This window comes from Streptomyces sp. M41, from assembly GCF_043673425.1.
Lineage (GTDB): Bacteria > Actinomycetota > Actinomycetes > Streptomycetales > Streptomycetaceae > Streptomyces.
This window is the reverse complement of the sequence record NZ_JBIMKE010000014.1, coordinates 164550-182048: the sequence shown is the minus strand read 5'-3', so window position 1 is coordinate 182048 and position 17499 is coordinate 164550. Positions and strand designations below refer to the sequence as shown.

General features: G+C 72.3%; 14 protein-coding genes. 3 read left to right on the top strand and 11 right to left on the bottom strand.

Translation table 11 applies throughout. The features are described 5' to 3' along the window. The first annotated feature begins 287 nt into the window (after nt 1–287). On the top strand, nt 288–1043 hold the full coding sequence (locus tag ACHBTE_RS19470) for an SIS domain-containing protein (protein WP_394725216.1): 756 nt from the start codon (nt 288–290) through the stop codon (nt 1041–1043). Between the two features lie 55 nt (nt 1044–1098). Here ACHBTE_RS19470 and ACHBTE_RS19465 read toward each other — a convergent pair whose 3' ends face one another. From ACHBTE_RS19465 to pdxH, 3 genes are all read right to left on the bottom strand, one after another. Continuing rightward, nucleotides 1099–2514, bottom strand: a complete 1416-nt coding sequence (locus ACHBTE_RS19465; RefSeq protein WP_394725215.1) for a PAS domain-containing protein — start codon at nt 2512–2514, stop codon at nt 1099–1101. Between the two features lie 123 nt (nt 2515–2637). Next, the gene (locus tag ACHBTE_RS19460; RefSeq protein ID WP_394725213.1) at nt 2638–3048 is read right to left on the bottom strand and encodes a RidA family protein; all 411 of its coding nucleotides are present in this window, start codon (nt 3046–3048) and stop codon (nt 2638–2640) included. Nucleotides 3049–3458: 410 nt separating this feature from the next. After that, complete coding sequence (gene pdxH / locus ACHBTE_RS19455; RefSeq protein ID WP_394725212.1) at nt 3459–4127, bottom strand: pyridoxamine 5'-phosphate oxidase; 669 nt, start codon at nt 4125–4127, stop codon at nt 3459–3461. A gap of 330 nt (nt 4128–4457) precedes the next feature. Between pdxH and ACHBTE_RS19450 the strand changes: the two genes are divergently transcribed. Further along, nucleotides 4458–5558, top strand: a complete 1101-nt coding sequence (locus ACHBTE_RS19450; protein WP_394725211.1) for a citrate synthase 2 — start codon at nt 4458–4460, stop codon at nt 5556–5558. A 257-nt stretch (nt 5559–5815) separates the two neighbouring features. Then, nucleotides 5816–7246, top strand: coding sequence for a protein kinase (locus tag ACHBTE_RS19445; protein ID WP_394725208.1), 1431 nt, complete (start codon nt 5816–5818; stop codon nt 7244–7246). Nucleotides 7247–7283: 37 nt separating this feature from the next. Here the strand turns inward: ACHBTE_RS19445 and ACHBTE_RS19440 are convergent, their stop codons facing one another. From ACHBTE_RS19440 to ACHBTE_RS19405, 8 genes are read right to left on the bottom strand one after another with little or no spacing between them, the layout of a single operon-like run. Further along, a complete protein-coding gene (locus tag ACHBTE_RS19440) occupies nt 7284–7907 on the bottom strand; it encodes a TetR/AcrR family transcriptional regulator (protein WP_394725207.1) in 624 nt (207 codons plus the stop codon). Beyond that, nucleotides 7895–8629 carry an enoyl-CoA hydratase family protein gene (locus ACHBTE_RS19435; RefSeq protein ID WP_394725206.1) on the bottom strand — a complete coding sequence of 245 codons (735 nt, stop codon included), beginning with the start codon at nt 8627–8629 and terminating at the stop codon, nt 7895–7897. The genes ACHBTE_RS19440 and ACHBTE_RS19435 overlap by 13 nt, the downstream gene beginning before the upstream one ends. Beyond that, the gene (locus tag ACHBTE_RS19430) at nt 8626–10203 is read right to left on the bottom strand and encodes a 4-coumarate--CoA ligase family protein (RefSeq protein WP_394725205.1); all 1578 of its coding nucleotides are present in this window, start codon (nt 10201–10203) and stop codon (nt 8626–8628) included. The genes ACHBTE_RS19435 and ACHBTE_RS19430 overlap by 4 nt, the downstream gene beginning before the upstream one ends. A gap of 38 nt (nt 10204–10241) precedes the next feature. Beyond that, nucleotides 10242–11372, bottom strand: coding sequence for an acyl-CoA dehydrogenase family protein (locus ACHBTE_RS19425; RefSeq protein WP_394725204.1), 1131 nt, complete (start codon nt 11370–11372; stop codon nt 10242–10244). Nucleotides 11373–11380: 8 nt separating this feature from the next. Continuing rightward, on the bottom strand, nt 11381–13222 hold the full coding sequence (locus tag ACHBTE_RS19420; protein WP_394725203.1) for a biotin carboxylase N-terminal domain-containing protein: 1842 nt from the start codon (nt 13220–13222) through the stop codon (nt 11381–11383). An 8-nt stretch (nt 13223–13230) separates the two neighbouring features. Next, the gene (locus tag ACHBTE_RS19415; RefSeq protein WP_394725201.1) at nt 13231–14829 is read right to left on the bottom strand and encodes an acyl-CoA carboxylase subunit beta; all 1599 of its coding nucleotides are present in this window, start codon (nt 14827–14829) and stop codon (nt 13231–13233) included. Continuing rightward, a complete protein-coding gene (locus ACHBTE_RS19410; protein ID WP_394725200.1) occupies nt 14826–16514 on the bottom strand; it encodes an acyclic terpene utilization AtuA family protein in 1689 nt (562 codons plus the stop codon). Before ACHBTE_RS19410 ends, ACHBTE_RS19415 begins: the two co-directional genes overlap by 4 nt. Further along, on the bottom strand, nt 16511–17305 hold the full coding sequence (locus ACHBTE_RS19405) for a TIGR03084 family metal-binding protein (RefSeq protein ID WP_394725199.1): 795 nt from the start codon (nt 17303–17305) through the stop codon (nt 16511–16513). The genes ACHBTE_RS19410 and ACHBTE_RS19405 overlap by 4 nt, the downstream gene beginning before the upstream one ends. Nucleotides 17306–17499: the final 194 nt, after the last annotated feature.

The following is a 17499-nucleotide window of genomic DNA, read 5'->3' as shown; positions in this document are numbered from 1 at the left end:
CCCCCCCCCCCCCCCCCCCCCCCCCCCCCCCCCCCCCCCCCCCCCCCCCCCCCCCCCCCCCCCCCCCCCCCCCAGCCCCGCCCCACACCCCACCCGCAAGCGCTACACGCACCCCCACCAAGAAGCCACAGGCCGCCGCAGGCACCAACGCGAACCCCCACCGAGCAGCACCGCAGGCGAAGCGCACCCCCACCCCACCCGGCCGTATTGACACCGCACTGGTCCAGACCGCACCGTGATCCGCAACACACCCCCACCGCCCGCACCCCACCCCCGGAGGGCCCCGCATGAGCGACAGCACGCCGGCCGACCAGTTCTTCGACGCCGCGATCGGACTGCTCCAGCAGGTCCGGGACGACGAGGCCGAGAACATCGAGGCAGCCGGCACCCTGCTCGCCGACACCGTCGCCACCGGCGGCCGGCTCTTCGCCTTCGGCGCCGGTCACTCCTCCCTGGCCGCCCAGGACGTCGTCTACCGCGCCGGCGGCCTCGCCCTGATGAACCTCCTGACGGTCCCCGGCGTCGTAGGCGTCGACGTCATGCCCGCAACCCTCGGCTCCGCCCTGGAACGCGTCGACGGCCTCGCGAGCGCGGTCCTGGACAGCTCCCCCCTGCGCGCCGGCGACGCCTTGGTCGTCATCTCCCTCTCGGGCCGCAACGCCCTCCCCGTCGAGATGGCCACGAACGCCCGCGCCCGAGGCGTCAAGGTCATCGGCGTGACCTCGGTGGCGTACGCCTCGGAGACGACGTCCCGCCACGCCTCGGGCACCTACCTCAAGGACCACTGCGACATCGTCCTCGACTCGAAGATCGCGATCGGCGACGCGGAACTCACCCTCGACACGATCCCGGCCCCGTTCGCCCCCGCGTCCACGGTCGTCACCGCCGCGCTCCTCCAGGCGGTGATGGCAACGGCGGCGAGTGAGCTCGCCGCCCGCGGCATCGAGCCCCCGCTCCTGCGCTCCGGCAACGTCGACGGCGGCCACGAGTGGAACCGCCGCGTGTTCGAGCAGTACGGCGACAGGATCTTCTACCGGCAGTGAAATGAAGCGTCGCCTCACCACCCCGCCCGCTACTCCGCCCCCGCACCTCCGCCCGCTACTCCGCCCCCAGCACCCCCGCCAGATCCAACGCGGAAGCGATCCGCACCGCCACATCCTCCGCATACACCGCGTCGGCCCGCCCGAACGCGCTCCGCCCGGCCCCCCGCAGAAACGTGACGACACCGATCGTCCGCCCCCGGCTGCGCAGCACCGCGCACAGCGCGTGGACCGTGTCCGCCGGCCACTGCCGCCCCACCGCCCACTCGCGCGCCCGCTCCGCCGCGACGTTGCCCGCGTCGGCCCGTACCGACCCGGTCCGGGTCACGCACTGGAGCGCCGGGTGCCCCTCGCCGTAGCGCACCGGCAGCCCGGCCTCCCCGCCGAGGAGGCTCGGCCCGGGCGCCCCTGAGGGCGTCACGGCGACACGCACCAGCCGCACCGGATCGTCCGGCGGCGCATCCGACGACGCGCCCGCGTCCCGGCCGGCACCCCCCGCGACCCGGTCGATCATCGCGTGATCGGCGAACCCGGCCAGCGCGAAGTCCAGATGCACGGCCGCCGCCTCCGCGGGGTCCTCGCACTCCGCGGCGGCCCGCGCCGCCCGGTGCAGCTGGTTGGTGCGGAACCGCAGCAGCGCGGCCTCCTGCTCCGCCTGCTTGGCCTGGGTCATGTCCTGGAAGAGCCAGCCCACACCCAACGGCACCGGCTCCTCCGCGAGCGGCGAGGCCAGTCGTACGAAGCCACAGCGCCAGCACCGACGCCGCTCGCCCTCCGGTGTCCGTACGCTCACCCAGATCTCGGCGGGCGCGGGCGGCGCGCCCTCCGCCAGCACATGGGTGAGCGCGCTCTCCAGCTCCTCGACGCCCTGGGCCAGCAGCTCCCCGAGGGGGCGCCCGAGTACGGACGTCCGCCCGATGCCCAGCGCACGGGCCGCATGGGCGTTCACCACGGCCGGCCGCAGATCCGCGTCGACGAGCACGACACCCCACGACGCGTCCTCGAACAGGGCCTCGCTGAGCGCGATGGACCGCTCCAGATCGATCTGCGCGTGCACCTCGCTGAAGGCGCAGTACACCCCGGCGGGCTTGCCGTCCGGACCGCGTACCGCAGCCGACTGGGTCCGTACGAGCACCCGGCCGCCGTCCTTGGTCAGCAGGGCGAACTCGTGCACCTGGCGTCCGGGGGCCTGCATGGCGGACATCAGCCGCCCCTCGACCTCCTCGGCGTCGGCCTCGCGCACCGCCCAGCCGGCGAATCCGTGCCGCCCCACGGCCTCGGCGGCGCTCCAGCCCAGGATCCGCTCCGCCTCGCGGTTCCAGTGGGTGACGGCACCGTCCGCGTCGAAGGCGCACAGGGCCGCGTCCATGCCGTCGAGCAGGGCGGCGAGCAGGTCCGAACCGTCCCGTTCCGGCTGTTCGGGCTCGTCCGGCCCCAGCTCGTCGGTGGTCCCACTACGCCGGGAAGCACTCACCTGGACCCCCTGCCAAGCTGCGTCCGCATGTACGACGCGTCCGTTCGCTCACCAGCAATCATCTAACTGGAACGTGACACAGCGCACATCAAGTTCCCCAAGATTGAAGGAATCGTTGTACGGTCACGCGCGCGTGCCGCTTCCCCGGCGGGCGTACACCTCGATCTCGATCTTCATACGGGGATCGGCGAGTCCGCACATCATCATGGTCGCGGCCGGCCGCACATCACCGAAGTGTCTGCGCAGCACCGGCCAGCAGGGCTCGAAGTCCGCCCGGTCCGGCAGCAGGTACCGCACCCGCACCACGTCGGCGAAGGAGCTGCCCGCCTGGGCGAGCGCCGCGGCGACGTTGCGCAGGCACTGCTCGGCCTGCTCCACCACGTCCTCGGAGATCGTCATCGTCGTGTAGTCGAACCCGGTCGTCCCGGAGACATGCACCCAGTCCCCGTCGACCACGGCACGCGCGTATCCGATCTGCTCCTCGAAGGTCGAACCGCTGAGGATCGCCTGCCGGGTCACGCCTTGCTCCACCATGCACGGAACGCTAGGTGACCTGCGCGGATACCGACAAGAAAAAAACGGGTTGATCGGGTGGCCCACCACTTTTTATGGTGTGGGCACACGAGAAGGGAGGTGGTTCGGCAGATGTATGAGAACCGGACGCGTGAGGTGGCTGCGGGCTAGCGGCCCGTCACCCCACCAGTGCGGTGCCGGACCAGCACGTGACCGATACGTGCAGCCGGCCCAATCCCAAGCAGTCACCCGACCCGCGAGCTCGCCGGCACGTCCGGCCGGCTCCCCCCGTCACCGACGGTGGGACCCGAGCTCGCGGGTCGTCTGCTGTCCAAAAGCCTTCCAGAGCTCTCGGGAGCCTCTCGGGGGCCTTGAGCGGCTCTCTACGAGCCTTCCGGGGCCGTGCGCCGGTATGCCCAAGGCTCCGCCCCTCACGGGCTGAGCCGCTCCACGCGCCAGCTCCCGTCCTGCTCCACCACGTACCGCAACCGGTCGTGCAGCCGGTTCTCGCGGCCCTGCCAGAACTCCACCGTCTGCGGCGCCACCCGGAAACCGCCCCAGTGCGGCGGCACCGGCACCTGCTCGCCCTCGGGGTAGCGCGCCGTCAACTCGGCGTAGGAGGCGTCGAGTTCGGCACGGGACGGGATGACGGTGGACTGTGTGCTGGCCCAGGCGCCGAGCTGGGAGCCGTGCGGACGGCTGCGGAAGTAGGCGGCCGTCTCGTCGCGGCCGGTGCGTCGCGCCACGCCCGTGACGATGACCTGGCGGGCCATGGGGTGCCAGGGGAACAGCAGGGAGACGTACGGGTTCTCGGCGAGGTCGCGGGACTTGCGGGAGTCGTAGTTGGTGTAGAAGACGAAGCCGTGCTCGTCGAACTGCTTCAGCAGCACCGTGCGGGAGCTGGGCCGCCCCTCGGCGTCGGCGGTGGAGACGATCATCGCGTTCGGCTCGAAGAGATGGGCCTCCGCGGCGGCCTGCTTGAACCAGCGCGCGAACTGTTGCACCGGGGTCGCGGCCAGGTCGGTCTCGGCGAGGCCCTCGGCCCGGTACTGCTTGCGCATGGCGGCGGGGTCGAAGGGGACGGCGTCTCGGTCGGTCACCCGGTCATCTTGCCGTATGACACCGGCCCTGTACGGAGCGGTGTCCTTCGTCACTGGCTGGCACTGAGTGCCGCAGGGCCTCCCCAAAGGTGACACCCGGGGATATCGTGCTGATGCCGACGCGGTTGGATGACCCACAGCCGCACGGGGCATCACAGGGATACGCCCCGGACCGCGAGTCCGCCGAGGCCCGGTGTCCGAACGACCGGAAGCCGAGTCCGTGACCGTGGATCCACCCGGCGTACATGCCGTCTTTGCCGTCTCTGCCGACCGACATGTGGCCGTCCCACCCACGAACCATCTGTCGCCCACCTCACGAGGAGCCGCCTGATGTCCGACTTCGTACCCGGACTCGAAGGAGTCGTCGCGTTCGAGACGGAGATCGCCGAACCGGATAAGGAAGGCGGCGCGCTGCGGTACCGGGGCGTCGACATCGAGGACCTGGTCGGCCATGTCTCGTTCGGCAATGTCTGGGGGCTGCTCGTCGACGGGGCCTTCCGGCCCGGTCTGCCGCCCGCCGAGCCCTTCCCGATCCCAGTGCACTCCGGCGACATCCGCGTGGACGTGCAGTCGGCACTCGCCATGCTGGCGCCGGTGTGGGGTCTGAAACCGCTGCTGGACATCGGTGCGGAGCAGGCCCGCGAGGACCTGGCCCGGGCCGCCGTGATGGCTTTGTCGTACGTCGCCCAGTCAGCGCGCGGCCAGGGCCTGCCCATGGTTCCGCAGCGCGAGATCGACAAGGCCCAGTCCGTCGTCGAGCGGTTCATGATCCGGTGGCGCGGCGAGCCCGACCCCAAGCACGTGGCGGCCGTGGACGCCTACTGGACGTCCGCCGCCGAGCACGGCATGAACGCCTCCACCTTCACCGCCCGCGTCATCGCCTCCACCGGCGCCGACGTGGCCGCGGCGCTCTCCGGTGCCGTGGGTGCCATGTCCGGCCCGCTGCACGGGGGTGCCCCGTCCCGCGTCCTGCACATGATCGAGGAGATCGAGCGCACCGGCGACGCCGAGGCGTATGTGAAGCAGACCCTGGACAGGGGCGAGCGGCTGATGGGCTTCGGGCACCGCGTCTACCGCGCCGAGGACCCGCGCGCCCGGGTTCTGCGCCGCACCGCACGCGAACTCGGCGCCCCGCGCTTCGAGGTCGCCGAGGCGCTGGAGAAGGCGGCGCTGGAGGAGCTGCACAACCGGCGCCCGGACCGGGTCCTCGCCACGAACGTGGAGTTCTGGGCGGCCATCATGCTGGACTTCGCGGAGGTCCCGGCGCACATGTTCACGTCCATGTTCACCTGTGCCCGTACGGCGGGCTGGTCGGCGCACATCCTTGAGCAGAAGCGCACCGGCCGCCTCGTGCGCCCCTCCGCGCACTACATCGGCCCGGGCCCGCGCGACCCCCGCGAGGTCGAGGGCTACGCCGACATCGCGCACTGAGTTCCCCGACCCTCGGCGCACCCGGCGTCACGCGGATCCGATCGGCTCCGCGTGACGCCGTGACGCCGTGACGCCGTGATGCCGTGATGCCGCCCGCGGGCCGCTGTGCCGTCCGGTGCGGATGCCGTACGGAACGTGACTGATCCACTGCGCCAGTATGCTGGGGCGGCTGCGGCATCCCACCATCGCCCGTCCCGATGTGGTGAGTTGAGGCCCGCGGCGACCAGGTCGTCTCACTGCGCGAGGGATGGGAACAGGTGCTGACAGCGGGCCGCTACCGGCTGCTCGAGTCGATCGGGCGTGGGGGGATGGGGGAGGTCTGGCGGGCCTACGACGAGGCGCTCGCCCGGCACGTGGCCGTCAAGCTCCTGCTGCCCCAGGACTCCGACCCCACGGCCGTCTCCCGCTTCCGGCTGGAGGCGCGGACGGCGGCACGGATCGACCATCCCAACGTGGTGAGCGTGCGGGACTTCGGCGAGTACGACAACCGGCTCTTCCTGGTGATGGAGCTCGTCGCCGGCGACAGCCTCGCCACGACGCTGGTGCGCTCCGGCCCGCTGCCCGCCGAACGCGTGGCCCGGATCGCCGCCGAGGCCGCCGCGGGGCTGGCCGCGGCGCACCGGCAGGGCATCGTCCACCGGGACATCAAGCCCGGGAACCTGCTCCTGGACGCGGACGGCACCCTCAAGATCGGTGACTTCGGGATCGCGCGCTTCATGGACGATCCCGGCGCCGCGCTGACCGCGACGGGGCAGATCGTGGGCACCAGCCTCTACCTCGCCCCCGAGCGGGCCCTGGGCAAGCCGGCCGGCCCGGCCTCCGACGTGTACGCGCTGGGCTGTGTGCTCTACCAGTTGCTCACCGGACGCCCGCCGTTCCAGGCGGACACCGCCGTCGCCATCCTGCACCAGCACCTCGACGCGGTGCCGGTGCCGCCCCGGGAGCTGGGTGTGCCAAGTCTGCCGCCCGCCTTCGAGAGTTACTTGCTCAGCCTGCTCGCCAAGGAGCCCGAGCAGCGGCCCACCGCCCAGCAGGCCGCCGACTGGTTCGCCGGCGGCGCCTGGCAGGGCCGTCCCGAGCCCCTGCCGGACGCGGCCCCGCCGGGTCGGCGGAGGACGGCCGCCCCCGCGTCGGCGCCGGGGTCGCAGCAGGTCGGGGAGACCAGCAGCCCGACCACCTACATGCTGCCGTCGGCAAGGGGGACGTCGTCCCCCGCCGCCCCCGCCCGCGGCAGGCGCCCGGCCGGGTCCCGGCGCGTCGTCGTCACGGCCGCCGCGGCGGTGCTGTTCGCAGCCGCGATGCTGCTCGGCATGCTGTGGTTCTCCCCGGACAACACCGGCGCCGAGGGCACGGACTTCGAGGCCCCGCCCGGCGCGAGCGCCTCCCCGGCCGCGGACACGGCAACGGCCTCGGCCACGTCCCTCGAGCCGACCGGTCCGTCCTCGACGGCCTCACCGGTGCCTGCCGCGCGGACGGGCGCCCCGCAGGACGAGCAGGCGAACGAGCAGCGGGAGCAGGAGAGGGAACAGCAGCGGGAGCAGGCGAAGCGGGAACAGGAGCGGGCCGAGGAGCGGGAGCGGCGGCGCGAGCAGGAGCGCCGGCAGGAGCTTCAGCGCGAGCTCGATCAGCAGCGCCAGGCGCAGCAGGACGACGACGATGACGGCGGCGGCGGCGAGGACGACGACTGACGGAGCCGCGTCCAGGTCACAGCTTGCCCCACGGCCCTCAGCCCAGCGTCTCCTCCAGCAGCGCCGCCCACTGGGTCACCACGCGGTCGCGGCGGGCCGTGTCGTCGGTGAGGAGGTTGGCGAGACCGAGGCCGCGGGCCATGTCCAGCAGGCCCTGGACCGTTTCGCGGACGCCCGGGGCGGACTCGTCCGCGCCCAGCAGGTCGACCGCGATGCGGTGGGTCTCGCGGCCCACACGGGCCTCCAGCTCGGTGACCCGGGGGCGCAGCTGCTCCTCGTTCGACGCGGCCACCCACAGGTGCAGGGCCGCGCGGAACAGCGGACCGGTGTAGAGATCGACCAGCGCCGCCACCACCGCCCGGCGGTCCCCGGCCGCGCCCTCGGGGAACAGGTCGCGCAGGGCCGTGGAGCGTTCCTCGGCGACGTACTCGACGGCCGCCGTGAAGAGGTCCTCCCGGGTCGGGAAGTGGTGCTGGGCGGCGCCTCGGGAGACTCCCGCGCGTTCGGCGACGACGGAGACCGTGGAGCCCGCCCAGCCGTGTTCGGCGAGGCAGGCCACGGCGGCTTCCAGAAGACGCTGCCGAGTGGCGCGGCTGCGGTCCTGTTTGGGCACGCGGTCCGCCCGGTCCACGCGGTCGCCGACCGTGCTCACACCACCCATTCCGGATCCCGTCGTTCGAGGAAGGCCGTCATCCCCTCGCGGGCCTGCGCGGAGGAGAACAGCCGGGCCGAGAGCGCGGTCAGGTCGGCCGCGTCCCGGTCGAAGGTATCCAGCACCTTAGCCGTGAGCAGTGCCTTCGTCTCGGCCAGGGCCTCGGGGGAGGCCCTGCGCAGCCCGTCGAGGACGGGAGCCAGCACCTCGTCGACGTCCTCGCCCTGCGTCGTGAGCAGGCCGATCCGGGCCGCCTCCGGCGCGGTGAAGCGCTCGCCGGTGAGGTAGTAGCGGGCCAGCGCGCGAGGGTCCGTGCGGGGCAGCAGCGGCAGCGAGATCACCGCGGGGGCGACGCCGATGTGGACCTCCGTGAAGGCGAAGGTGGCCCCGCCCGATGCCGCCGACATGTCGCAGGCGGCGAGCAGGCCGAGGCCGCCGGCGCGTACGTGGCCGGTGACGCGGGCCACGACCGGTTTGGGCAGTTCGACGATCTGCCTCAGCAGGGCCACCAGCGCCTGTGGGGCCGGCGGGTCGCGCAGGTCGGCGCCGGCGGAGAAGGTGTTGCCGGTGTGGGTGAGGACGACCGCGCGGACGCCGGCGTCCTTGCCGCAGTCGGTCAGCGCGTCGGCGAGCTCGCCCACCAGCGCCGCCGACAGCGCGTTGCGGTTGTGCGGCGAGTCCAGGGCGAGGGTCTCGACGCCACGCGCGCGGGTACGGCCGATCAACGTCATGTGCTCTCCTTGGGCGCCCTCAGTTCGCGGCGCAGGATCTTGCCGGAGGCGGCCCGCGGGACTCCGTCGATGAAGGTGACCCGGCGGATCCGCTTGTAGGGGGCGACGCGCTCGGCGACGTACATCATGACCTCTCCTTCGGGGAGGTCGGTGGCGGTGGGCCGGCGCACCACATAGGCGTGCGGGACTTCGTTGCCGTCGTCGTCGTAGACGCCGATCACCGCGGCGTCCGCGATGCCGGGGTGGGTGAGCAGGAGGGCCTCCAGTTCGGCGGGGGCCACCTGGAAGCCCTTGTACTTGATGAGCTCCTTGACGCGGTCCACGACGAACAGCCAGCCGTCGGCGTCCACATGGCCGACGTCGCCGGTGTGCAGCCAGCCGTCGGGGTCGATCATCGCGGCGGTGGCGTCGGGGCGGCCGAGGTAGCCCTTCATCACCTGCGGGCCGCGGATCAGGATCTCGCCGGACTCGCCGACGCCGAGGTCCTTGTCGGGGTCGTCGAGGGAGACGATGCGCATCTCGGTGCCGGCGATGAGCTTGCCGACGGTCCCGGCGGGGGCGTCCCGCATGGCGGCGAGCGGCACCACATGGGTGCCGGGCGACAGCTCCGTCATGCCGTACGCCTGGCCGACGGGGGGCAGGCCGAGGCGCTGCGAGCAGGCCGTCGCGAGCTTCGCGTCCAGGGGTGCGGCGGCGCTGACGATGTACTTCAGTGACGACAGGTCGTACTGCGTGACCAGCGGGTGCTTGGTGAGGGCCAGGACGATCGGCGGGGCCACGTACAGGCCGGTGATGCGGTGGTTCTGGATGGCCGCGAGGAACGTCTCCAGGTCGAAACGGGGCAGGACGACGACGGTGGCGCCCACCCTGAGGGGCGCGTTCATCAGGGCGGTGAGGCCGTAGATGTGGAAGAACGGCAGCACGGCGAGGATGCGGTCGCCGGGGCCGGCCGGGACGGCGGGCTCCAGCTGGGCGAGGTTGGTGGCGATCTGGCGGTGGGTGAGCATCACCCCCTTGGGGATGCCGGTCGTGCCCGAGGAGTACGGCAGCGCGGCGATGTCCGCGGCGGGGTCGATGCCGACCTGTGGTTCGGGGGCGGCGGACGCCAGCATGTCGATGAGCGAGCGGTGTCCCGGCGCGCTGTCGCAGACGAAGATCTCCCGTACGCCGCCCGCGAGTTCGGCGGCCCGGCGCGCGGTCTCCAGCAGCGGGGAGACGGTGACGATCCAGCGGGCCGCCGAGTCCTTCAGCTGCTTGGCGAACTCCTCGGGCGTGGCGAGCGGGTGCACGGTCGTGACGGACGCCCCCGCGCGCGTGGCGGCGTAGAACGCGGTGGGGAAGGCCACCGTGTTGGGGCTGTGCAGGGCGAGGACGTCGCCCTTGCGTACGCCGGCCTCGGCGAGGGCGGCGGCGACGCGCCGGTGGAAGCGGTCGAGCTGCTCGTAGGTGAGGGTGGTGCCGTCCGTGCCGTCGATGAGCGCGGGTGTGTCCCCGAACTCGGCGGCGCGGCCCAGCACGGCCTCGTGGATGGGGAGTTCTACGGCCGGGACGTCTGCGTACTCGCTGCGGAACATGGTTCCTCCTCGCGACACGGTGCCGACGGACCTGCCGTTCAGTAGGACTTGGGCAGGCCCAGGGTCTGGTGGGAGACGTAGTTGAGAATCATCTCCCGGCTCACCGGGGCAATACGAGACACGCGCGCGGCGGTTATCAACGAGGCGAGGCCGAACTCACGCGTGAGGCCGTTGCCGCCGAGGGTGTGCACGGCCTGGTCGACGGCCTTCACACAGGCCTCCCCGGCCGCGTACTTGGCCATGTTGGCGGCCTCTCCCGCGCCGACGTCGTCCCCGGCGTCGTAGAGGTGGGCCGCTTTCTGCATCATCAGACGGGCCAGTTCCAGGTCGATGTGCGCCTGCGCGAGGGGGTGCGCGATGGCCTGGTGGGCGCCGATGGGGGCCTTCCAGACCGTACGGTCACGGGCGTACTCGACGGCACGTGCGAGGGCGTGGCGGCCCATGCCGATCGCGAAGGCGGCCGTCATGATGCGTTCGGGGTTGAGACCGGCGAAGAGCTGGAGGAGGCCGGCGTCCTCGTCGCCGACGAGCGCGTCGGCGGGCAGCCGCACGTCGTCGAGGGTCAGCTCGAACTGCTTCTCCGCGGCCTGCAGTTCCATGTCGATCTGGCGGCGCTCGAAGCCTTCGGCGTCGCGCGGGACGATGAACAGGCAGGGCTTGAGGTTGCCGGTGCGGGCGTCCTCGGTGCGGCCGACTATGAGGGTCGCGTCGGCTATGTCGACGCCGGAGATGAAGACCTTGCGGCCGGTCAGCCGCCAGTCGGCCCCGTCACGGTGGGCCGTGGTCGTGATGCGGTGGGAGTTGGAGCCGGCGTCGGGTTCCGTGATGCCGAAAGCCATGGTGAGCGTGCCGTCGGCGAGGCCCGGCAGCCACTGGCGCTTCTGTTCTTCCGTGCCGAAGCGGGCGATCACCGTGCCGCAGATGGCGGGGGACACGACCATCATGAGCAGGGGGCAGCCGGCGGCGCCGAGTTCTTCGAGGACGATGGAGAGTTCGGCGATGCCGCCGCCTCCGCCGCCGTGTTCCTCGGGGAGGTTGACGCCCAGGTAGCCGAGCTTGGCGGCTTCGGACCAGAGGGCTTCCCGGTCGTAGGAGCGGCCGTGGCGTTTGCCGAGGGCGGCCACCGCTGCGCGGAGGGCCTTGTGTTCCTCGGTTTCGGTCGTGGTCATGTGACTCCTCAGGTCTCCTGCACTACTGCCAGCAATGCGCCGACCGTCACCTGCTGGCCGGGCGCAGCGTCCAATGCCGTGAGCGTCCCTGTGACCGGCGCTGTGACCTTGTGCTCCATCTTCATCGCCTCCAGCCACAGCAAGGGCTCTCCGGCCCGCACAGCCGCTCCTACGGCCAGCCCGTCGGCGACTCGTACGACCGTCCCCGGCATCGGCGCGAGCAACGACCCCGGGGCGTGCTGGGCCGTCGGGTCGGGGAAGCGGGACAGTGCGGTCAGGCGTGTGGTGTTCACATGGATCTCGTCGCCGTACCGCGCCACCTCGAAGCCGCGTCGTACGCCGTCCACTTCGAGTACGACCCGGCCCGCGTCGGCGTGCACCACCCGCACCCCGTCCGCGTCCGGCCCGCCTCGCGTGTGGCGGTAGCGGACCTCGATCTCCTCGCCCGCCATCGTGTACCGCTTCACCTGCGGCTGTGACGGCACATTGCGCCAGCCGCCGAAGCGGGAGCGGCCGTGGGCGTCGGCGAGGGCGGCGGCCAGGGGCGCATACGGGTCGGGGACCGATTCGGTCAGGGCGGTGAGGTGGCGGTCGTAGAAGCCCGTGTCCATGCGGGCGGTCGTGAACTCCTCGTGGCGCAGGGAGCGGACGAGGAGATCGCGGTTGGTGGCGGGGCCGTGGACCGTGGCGCGCTCCAGGGCGCCCGCGAGTTTGCGGATCGCCTCCGCGCGCGTGGGGGCGTACGCGACGAGCTTGGCGAGCATCGGGTCGTAGTGGACGCCGATGTCGTCACCATCGGTGAAGCCCGTGTCCAGCCGGACGCCCTCGGGGACGGTGAACCGGTGCAGTGTGCCGGTCTGCGGGGCCCAGTCGCGGGCGGGGTCCTCGGCGTAGAGGCGGGCCTCGACCGCATGGCCACGCGCGCGTGGCGGATCGTCGCCGAGGGCCTGGCCTTCGGCGACCCGGAGTTGCTCGGCGACCAGGTCGATGCCGAAGACGGCTTCCGTCACCGGGTGTTCGACCTGGAGGCGGGTGTTCATCTCCAGGAAGTGCGCGTGGCCGTCGGCCACCAGGAACTCGACGGTTCCGGCGCCCACGTAGTCGACGGCACGGGCGGCGCGTACGGCCAGCGCGTGCAGTTCGCCGGTGAGCTGTGAGGAGAGTCCGGGCGCCGGGGATTCCTCGATCACCTTCTGGTGGCGGCGCTGGAGGGAGCAGTCGCGGGTGCCGAGGGCCCAGACCGTGCCGTGGGTGTCGGCGAGGATCTGCACCTCGACGTGACGGCCGTTCTCGACGTACGGCTCGACGAACACCTCGCCGTCACCGAAGGCACCGGCGGCCTCGGAACGGGCGCCGGCCAAGGCGGCGTCGAGGTCCTCCAGGCGGCGCACGACCCGCATGCCCCGCCCGCCGCCGCCCGCCGCCGCCTTGACGAGCACGGGAAGGTCGGCCTCGGTGACCTCGCCCAGCGGTGCGAGCCCCATGAGCTGCTTCGCCCGCGTCTTGGACGCCATCGCCTCGATCGCCTTTGGCGGCGGGCCGATCCAGACGAGACCCGCGTCGAGGACGGCGCGCGCGAAGTCGGCGTTCTCGGAGAGGAAGCCGTAGCCGGGGTGCACGGCGTCCGCGCCGGCGGCCACCGCCGCCTTGACGATCAGGTCGCCGTCCAGATACGTGGCGGAGGGCGCCGCTCCCGGCAGCCGTACCGCCGTGTCGGCCACGCGCGCGTGCAGGGCGTTCGCGTCGGCGTCCGAGTACACGGCGACCGTCCGGATTCCCAACTCACCGCAGGTGCGGAAGATGCGACAGGCGATCTCGCCCCGGTTGGCGACAAGCACAGAAGTGATCACTGGATCCCTCACATCCGGAAGACGCCGAAGCCACCGCGCGCGCCTTCGTACGGCGCGGTGTGGATGGCGGACAGGCACAGGCCGAGGACGGTGCGGGTGTCGCGCGGGTCGATGACGCCGTCGTCGTACAGCCGCCCGGACAGGAACATCGGCAGCGACTCCGACTCGATCTGCTGCTCCACCATGGCGCGCAGGGCCGCGTCGCCATCCTCGTCGTACGGCTGCCCCTTCGCGGCGGCCGACTGCCGGGCCACGATCGAGAGCACCCCGGCGAGCTGCTGGGGGCCCATCACGGCCGACTTGGCGCTCGGCCAGGCGAACAGGAAGCGCGGGTCGTAGGCGCGACCGCACATGCCGTAGTGGCCGGCGCCGTAGGACGCGCCCATGAGGACGGAGAGATGCGGCACCCGGCTGTTGCTGACCGCGTTGATCATCATCGCGCCGTGCTTGATGATGCCGCCCTGCTCGTACTGGCTGCCCACCATGTAGCCGGTGGTGTTGTGCAGGAACAGCAGCGGGATGTCGCGCTGGTTGGCGAGCTGGATGAACTGGGCGGCCTTCTGCGACTCCTCGCTGAACAGCACCCCTTGGGCGTTCGCCAGCACTCCGACCGGATAGCCGTGCAGGGCCGCCCAGCCGGTGACCAGGCTCGTCCCGTACATCGGCTTGAACTCGTCGAAGTCGGAGGCGTCGACGATCCGGGCGATGACCTCGCGCGGGTCGAAGGGCGTCTTGAGGTCGCCGGGGACGATGCCGAGGAGTTCGTCGGCGGCGTACTTGGGGGGTTCGGCGGGGCCCGGATCGCGGTACGCCTTGCGGTGGTTGAGCCGGGCGACCACGCGCCGCGCCTGCCGCAGGGCGTCCGGTTCGTCGACGGCGAAGTAGTCCGCGAGACCCGACACGCGCGCGTGCATCTCCGCGCCGCCCAGCGACTCGTCGTCGCTCTCCTCCCCGGTCGCCATCTTCACCAGCGGCGGGCCGCCCAGGAACACCTTGGCGCGCTCCTTGACCATGATCACGTGGTCGGACATGCCGGGCACATACGCGCCGCCCGCCGTCGAGTTGCCGAAGACGACCGCGACGGTGGGGATCCCGGCCGCCGACAACCGCGTCAGATCCCGGAAGATGGCACCTCCGGGGATGAAGATCTCCTTCTGGGAGGGCAGGTCGGCGCCGCCGGACTCCACGAGGTTGACGACGGGCAGCCGGTTGGCGAGCGCGATGTCGTTCGCGCGCAGGGCCTTCTTCAGCGACCAGGGATTGCTCGCCCCGCCGCGCACGGTCGGGTCGTTGGCCGTGATCAGGCACTCCACGCCCTCGACGACCCCGATGCCGGTGACGAGGGATGCGCCGACCGTGTAGTCGCTGCCCCAGGCGGCCAGCGGGGACAGCTCCAGGAAGGGCGTGTCGGGGTCGAGAAGCAGCTCGATTCGCTCGCGGGCGAGCAGTTTGCCGCGCTCCCGATGCCGTTCGACGTACTTCTCCCCGCCGCCCGCGAGGGCCTTGGCGTGCTCGGCGTCGAGGTCGGCGAGCCTGGCGAGCATGGTGTCGCGGCTCGCCCGGTAGTCGGGGCCGTTGGTGTCCAGGGTGGACGGCAGGACGGTCACAGCAGACTCTCCGGGATGTCCAGGTGTCGGGAGCGCAGCCATTCGCCGAGGGCCTTGGCCTGCGGGTCGAAACGGTGCTGGGCGGCGACGCCCTCGCCGAGAATGCCTTCGACGACGAAGTTGAGGGCGCGGAGGCCGGGCAGGACGTGCCGGGTGACCTTCAGCCGGCGGCTCTCGGGGATCAGCTCCTGGAACCGGTCCGCCGTCAGCTCGTGCGCGAGCCAGCGCCAGGCGTCGTCCGTGCGCACCCACACACCGACGTTGGCGTTTCCGCCCTTGTCCCCGCTGCGGGCACCCGCGATGAGGCCGAGGGGGGCACGCTTCCTGGGCGCGGGTACCGGCGGTTCCGGCAGGGGCGGCTCGGGCACGTCGTCGAGTACGCGCGTGTCGTGGGCCGGCGGCACAGGGATCCGGCGTCCGTCGTGGAGGACGGCCACATGGTCGACGGCCCCATGGGGGACGTACACGCCCTCGAAGACCCCATGGGGCGTGCCCTTTCCGGGTGGGGCGAGCACATGGAAGCCGGGATAGCTGGCGAGCGCCAGCTCCACCGCCGCCCCGCTCAGCACCCGTCCGACGTTCTCCTGGGCCGGGTCCCGTACGACGAGCCTGAGCAGCGCGCTCGCGGTCTCCTCGGTCGGGGCGTCGGGCCGGTCGGTGCGCACCAGGTCCCACCGCACCTCGGCCGGTCGCGCCTTGGCGAAGGCGTCGCTCATCTGCTGTCGCACCAAGGCCGCCTTGGCCTCGATGTCCAGCCCGGTCAGCACGAACACGACCTCGTTGCGGAAGCCGCCGAGGCGGTTCACGCCGACCTTGAGGGTCGGTGGCGGCGCCTCGCCCCGTACGCCGTCGATCCGTACCCGGTCCGGGCCGTCCTGGGTGAGCCGCACGGTGTCCAGCCGGGCCGTGACGTCCGGCCCCGCGTACCGGGCGCCCGCCGTCTCGTACAGCAGCTGGGCCGTCACCGTGCCGACATCGACCAGACCGCCGGTACCCGGGTGCTTGGTGATGACACAGCTGCCGTCCTCGTGGAGCTCGGCGAGCGGGAAGCCGGGGCGGGTGGCGGCGCCCTCGTCGAAGAAGGCGTAGTTGCCGCCGGTCGCCTGGGCCCCGCACTCCAGCACATGTCCGGCGACGACGGCACCCGCGAGCCGGTCGTGGTCGCCGGGCAGCCAGCCGAAGTGGGCGGCGGCGGGCCCGGTCACCAGGGCAGCGTCGGTCACCCGCCCGGTCACCACCACGTCGGCGCCCTCGCGCAGACAGGCCGCGATGCCGAAGCCACCGAGATAGGCGTGGGCGGCGAGGCTGTCGGGGTAGCGGTCCTTGAGGTCGTCGCCCTCGACATGGGCTACGCGCACGGACACACCGAGCCGGTCCGCCAACCGCCGTACGGCGTCCGCCAGTCCGGCCGGGTTGAGTCCGCCCGCGTTGGCGACGATCCTGACGCCCCGCTCCTGCGCGAGCCCGAGGCACTCCTCCAGCTGCCGCAGGAAGGTGCGGGCATATCCGGCACCGGGGTCCTTCAGCCGGTCGCGGCCGAGGATCAGCATGGTCAGCTCGGCGAGGTAGTCGCCGGTCAGCACGTCCAGTTCGCCGCCGGTGAGCATCTCACGCATGGCGTCGAAGCGATCGCCGTAGAAGCCGGAGGCGTTGCCGATCCGCAGCGGGCGGGCGGCGGGCGTCACCGTGCGGCCCTCTTGGGCGCGCGGCCCTCGCCGGGCGGGCCCGCGAAGACCTGGGCGATGTCGAACCAGCGGTCGGCGTCCGGGCCTTCGGCGCGCAGGGCGAGATCGGAGCGGTGGGCGCGCTGGGTGACCAGCAGGCAGAAGTCGACGGCGGGGCCGGTGACCCGTTGCGCGGCGTCCTCGGGACCGAAGGCCCACACCTCTTGGGAGGGAGCGACGAGTTCGACACGGAAGTCGTCCTGCGGTGCGGGGAGCCCATGCACTCCGAAGGCGAAGTCACGGGTCCGCACCCCGATCCACACCACATGCCTCAGCCGGTCGGTGGGTGTGCGCACCACACCCAGCGCGTCGGCGACATCCAGGCCATGGGCCCAGGTCTCCATGAGTCGGGCCGTGGCCATGGAGGCGGCCGACATGGGTGGGCCGTACCAGGGAAACTTGGCGCCCTTGGGTGCCTCGCGCAACGCCTGGTCCAGCGCGGCCCGCCCCTCCCGCCACCGCGCCAGCAGCTCGGCGGACGGCAGCGCCGCCCCCTCCTCGGCCCCCTCGTCGACGAACGACCCCGGCGACACCAGCGCCTTCTCCACCACCGAGTGGAACGCCTCGACGTCCGTCACGGCCAGCAGCGCGGAGTGATCCGTCCAGGCCAGATGCGCGATCTGGTGGGCGACGCTCCAACCGGGCGCCGGAGTGGCGAGCGCCCACTGCTCGGGGGTCGACTCGGCCACGAGCCGGTCGAGTTCCTCGCTCTCCTCGCGCAGGTCGTCGAAGACGGGCGTCGGATCGGACACGAAGCGCTCCCCTCGGGGCACGGCGGTGTGCGGCGTGCTGAGGAGCATGGCAGCGCGAAGGAAAACAAGCAAGCGTGCTTGCATTAATCGGCGGCTGGTCTCCGGAGCCTCACCGAAGGGCCTCGCCCTCAGGGCCTCAGCGCAGGGCCCCACCGCAGGGCCTCACCCCAGGGCCCCACCGCAGGACCTCGCCC

Coding starts and splice junctions, on each gene's coding strand:
- ACHBTE_RS19470 (WP_394725216.1), top strand. CDS start 288: ATGAGCGACAGCACGCCGGCCGACCAGTTCTTCGACGCCGCGATCGGA.
- ACHBTE_RS19460 (WP_394725213.1), bottom strand. CDS start 3,048: ATGGTGGAGCAAGGCGTGACCCGGCAGGCGATCCTCAGCGGTTCGACC.
- ACHBTE_RS19440 (WP_394725207.1), bottom strand. CDS start 7,907: ATGGGTGGTGTGAGCACGGTCGGCGACCGCGTGGACCGGGCGGACCGC.
- ACHBTE_RS19450 (WP_394725211.1), top strand. CDS start 4,458: ATGTCCGACTTCGTACCCGGACTCGAAGGAGTCGTCGCGTTCGAGACG.
- ACHBTE_RS19435 (WP_394725206.1), bottom strand. CDS start 8,629: ATGACGTTGATCGGCCGTACCCGCGCGCGTGGCGTCGAGACCCTCGCC.
- ACHBTE_RS19425 (WP_394725204.1), bottom strand. CDS start 11,372: ATGACCACGACCGAAACCGAGGAACACAAGGCCCTCCGCGCAGCGGTG.
- ACHBTE_RS19430 (WP_394725205.1), bottom strand. CDS start 10,203: ATGTTCCGCAGCGAGTACGCAGACGTCCCGGCCGTAGAACTCCCCATC.